This window comes from Kitasatospora sp. NPDC059747 (assembly GCF_042732955.1).
Lineage (GTDB): Bacteria > Actinomycetota > Actinomycetes > Streptomycetales > Streptomycetaceae > Kitasatospora.
In genome coordinates, this window is the sequence record NZ_JBHWGV010000035.1 from 69,833 (window position 1) to 73,329 (window position 3,497).

The 3,497-nt window shown below is 74.0% G+C and carries 3 protein-coding genes; 2 read left to right on the plus strand and 1 reads right to left on the minus strand.

Annotation, left to right across the window (positions count from 1 at the left end; translation table 11 throughout):
* Positions 1 to 143: 143 nt before the first annotated feature.
* Positions 144 to 440, minus strand: coding sequence for a hypothetical protein (locus tag ACFV4G_RS17880; protein ID WP_380441306.1), 297 nt, complete (start codon positions 438 to 440; stop codon positions 144 to 146).
* 122 nt (positions 441 to 562) lie between these two features.
* Here ACFV4G_RS17880 and ACFV4G_RS17885 point away from each other — a divergent pair, with 122 nt between their 5' ends.
* Both ACFV4G_RS17885 and ACFV4G_RS17890 read left to right on the plus strand, forming a co-directional pair.
* On the plus strand, positions 563 to 1,876 hold the full coding sequence (locus ACFV4G_RS17885; protein ID WP_380441308.1) for an ALF repeat-containing protein: 1,314 nt from the start codon (positions 563 to 565) through the stop codon (positions 1,874 to 1,876).
* Positions 1,877 to 2,045: 169 nt separating this feature from the next.
* Complete coding sequence (locus tag ACFV4G_RS17890; protein WP_380441310.1) at positions 2,046 to 3,422, plus strand: ALF repeat-containing protein; 1,377 nt, start codon at positions 2,046 to 2,048, stop codon at positions 3,420 to 3,422.
* The last annotated feature ends 75 nt before the right edge of the window (positions 3,423 to 3,497 follow it).

Here is a 3,497-nt window from a genome sequence, read left to right on the forward strand (position 1 = left end):
CGCCGCCGTTTGGGGGGGGCGGGCCCGCGCGGGTCAACGTGGGGGCCGGGGGGGCTTCTGGGGCCAAACCGCGGCGCGCGGCGCGGGGGGCGCCCCCCCCCCGCCACACCCGTCCCTCCTCCTCCCCCCCCGCGGGCGGTGCGTCAGGACAGCTCCAGCCGCGCGTGCGTCGCATCGGCGAAGACCTCCAGCAGCACCCGGCCCACCGGATGCTCCTCCGACAGGAAGGCGCTGCGCCGCGCGCGCACGACCAGGACGTCGTGGGAGTCGAGGAGGTCGGAGAACCCGCGGTTCTCGATGATGTCCCAGAGCGCGTCCAGGCTGCGGCCCTGCCAGTGGTGCAGGGCCTCGTGGTTGACGGCGACGAGGGCCGTGCGGAAGTCCATCAGTGAGTCGACGTCGTGATCCCGGACGTCGACCAGCAGCTCGCTCTTCTCCATGGCGTCAGCGTAGGGGGCGCCGTGGGACGGGACGGTCGGGTAAATGATTGGTATGGCAATAGCAAAAACCGATCTATGCTGTCGTCGTTCACAAACTCTTCGCACGAATCAGGTTTCGCTGGATGAAGCTGCCCAAGGTGTCCGCCGTGCTCGCGGCCGCGGTGCTGGCCCCCGCCGTTCTCTTCCCGTCCTCGGCCGCGGCCGCAGACAGCCCGCAGCCGGCCGGCGTCTCCGGACCCGACACCGCCTCCGACAAGCCCGACATGACCGAGCAGGAGACGCGCGACCGCGCCGAGGTCCAGCGCATCCTCGCGGACAAGGAATCCGGCGTCGGCGTGCGCGAGGCCGCCGAGAAGGCCCTCAAGGGCGGCGCCGCCGAGCTGCGCCGCTTCCTGGAGGTCGAGCTCGCCGAGCAGCGGGCCATCGACAACCAGGTGAGGGTCGCCCAGCTCATCAACAATGCCGGGCCCGTGCTCAAGCAGGCCGCCAAGAACGTGCTCCGCAACGGCACCCCCGAGGACGTCGTCAGGTTCCTCAAGGAAGGCCAGTTCACGGCCCGCGCCGAGGACGAGGACCGGGCCAAGGTGCAGGCCATCCTCGACGACAAGGAGACCGGCGCCGGCGTGCGCGAGGCCGGCGAGAAGGCCCTCAAGGGCGACGCCGCCGCCGTGCGGCACTTCCTGGACGTCGAGCTCCCCGGGGCTCGGGTGGCGGACAACCGGGTGAAGGTCGCCCAGATCCTCTCCGTCGCCACCGGCCGGGCCGTCAGGGACGCCGCCAAGGCCGTGCTCCGCAACGGCACCGACGCGGACGTCGTCAAGTTCCTCAAGGAGGGCCAGTTCACGGCCCGCGCGGAGGACGACCGCGTCGAGACGCTGCGCATCATCGCTGACAAGAGCAACGGCCGGCACGTGCAGGAGGGTGCGCAGAAGGCGCTCAACGGCACGGCCGCCGACGTGCGGCGCTTCCTTGAGGTCGAGCTGCCGCAGCTGCGCGCGAGCGACAACCGGATCAAGGTCTCGCAGATCGTCGAGACCGGCGGGCCGGCCGTGAAGAAGGCCGCGCTCCAGGCGCTCGACGGCAGCAACGACGACATCGCGAACTTCCTCAAGGAGGGCTGGGCCAAGGCCCGCGCCCAGGACGAGGCCGACGCCGCCGGCAAGCCGGCCCAGGACCGGACCCCGGACCAGAAGCCGGTCGCGCAGCCGGAGTCCGGCCAGGGCCAGGGCGTCCAGCCCGCCGCCGTGACCGCGGCCACCGGCACCGCCGCGAGCGCCGCCGGTGCCACCGCCGGGGCCGCCTCCGCCCGCCCCGGCCAGCTCGCTGCCACCGGCGCGGACGGCTTCGGCTGGGAGGCCGGCGGCGCCGCCGCGGCCGTCGCCGCAGGTGCTGCGCTCGTCGCCGTCTCGCGCCGCCGTCGCTCCACCGAGAGCTGACGCACCCCGCACCCCCGCACACCCGCGCCCCCGGCCGCCGCACCCCGGCGCCGGGGGCGCGGCGTTCCCGGACGGCGTCGAGTCAGATAAAAACTTGGTATTGAAAACCTTTGAGTTGATCTAAGCTGTGGCCGTTCACAAACTCTCCGCACGAATCAGGTTTCGCTGGATGAAGCTGCCCAAGGTCTCCGCCGTGATCGCGGCTGCCGTGCTGGCCCCCGCCGTTCTCTTCCCGTCCTCGGCCTCGGCCGCCGACAGCCCGCAGCCGGCCGGCGTCTCCGGACCCGACACCGCCTCCGACAAGCCGGACGACGCCGGGCACCAGGACGCGGGCGACCAGGAGAAGCGCGACCGCGCCGAGGTCCAGCGCATCCTCGCGGACAAGGAGTCCGGCCGGGGCGTGCGCGACGCGGCGAGGAAGGCCCTCAAGGGCGGCGCGGCCGAGCTGCGCCACTTCCTGGAGGTCGAGCTTCCCAAGCAGCGCGCGGACGACGACCGGGTGATGCTCGGCCGGATCATGGCCGAGGGCGGGCCGGCCGTGAAGGCGGCGGCCGGCAAGGCGCTGGACGGCACCTACGCGGACGTCGTCAGGTTCCTCAAGGAGGGCCAGTTCACGGCCCGCGCCGAGGACGAGGACCGGGCCAAGGTGCAGGCCATCCTCGCCGACAAGGAGTGCGGCCGAGGCGTGCGCGAGGCCGGCGAGAAGGCCCTCAAGGGCGACGCCGCCGCCGTGCGTCACTTCCTGGAGGTCGAACTCCCCAGGCAGCGCGCGGACGACAACCGGGTGAAGGTCGCCCAGATCCTGTCGGCCGCCACCGGCCGCGGGGTCAAGGAGGCGGCGATCCAGGCGATGAACGGGACCGACGCCGACATCGTCACGTTCCTCACCAAGGGCTGGGCCACGGCCCAGGCCGAGGACGACCGCGTCGCGGTGCTGCGCCTCATGGCCGACAAGGACTGCGGCCGCGGTGTGCGCGAGGCCGGCAGCAAGGCACTCGACGGCACGGCCGCCGACGTGCGGCGCTTCCTGGAGACCGGGTACGCCGAGGCCCGTCAGGACGACGACCGGGTCAAGCTCTCGCAGATCATGGACGTGGGCGGGCCGGCCGTGAAGGCGGCGGCCGGCAAGGCGCTGAGCGGCACCTACGCGGACGTCGTCAAGTTCCTGAAGGAGGGCCAGTTCACGGCCCGCGCGCAGGACGAGGCCGATGCCGCCCGCAAGCCGGCCCAGGACCGCACCCCGGACGCGAAGCCGGCCGCGCAGCCGGAGTCCGGCCAGGGCCAGGGTGTCCAGCCCGCCGCGGTGACCACGACCACCGGCACCACCGGCACCGCAGGCACCACCGGCACCACCGGTACGGCCGGTACGGCCACGGGCACCACCACCGCCGGGACCGCCGCCACGGCCACCTCCGCCCGCCCGGGCCAGCTGGCCGCCACGGGTACGGACGGTCTCGGCTGGGAGGCCGGCGGCGCTGCCGCAGCCGTTGCCGCGGGTGCGGCGCTGGTCGCGGTCTCGCGCCGCCGCCGCTCCGCCGGAAGCTGACACCGCCGGCAACACCAGGGCGGGGGGGGGGGGGCGCGGGGGGGGGGGCGCCCCGCCGCGCGGGGGGGGGGGGGT

Excerpts from the sequence above, each read along its gene's own strand:
- ACFV4G_RS17880 (WP_380441306.1), bottom strand. The coding sequence starts at position 440 with ATGGAGAAGAGCGAGCTGCTGGTCGACGTCCGGGATCACGACGTCGAC.
- ACFV4G_RS17885 (WP_380441308.1), top strand. The coding sequence starts at position 563 with ATGAAGCTGCCCAAGGTGTCCGCCGTGCTCGCGGCCGCGGTGCTGGCC.
- ACFV4G_RS17890 (WP_380441310.1), top strand. The coding sequence starts at position 2,046 with ATGAAGCTGCCCAAGGTCTCCGCCGTGATCGCGGCTGCCGTGCTGGCC.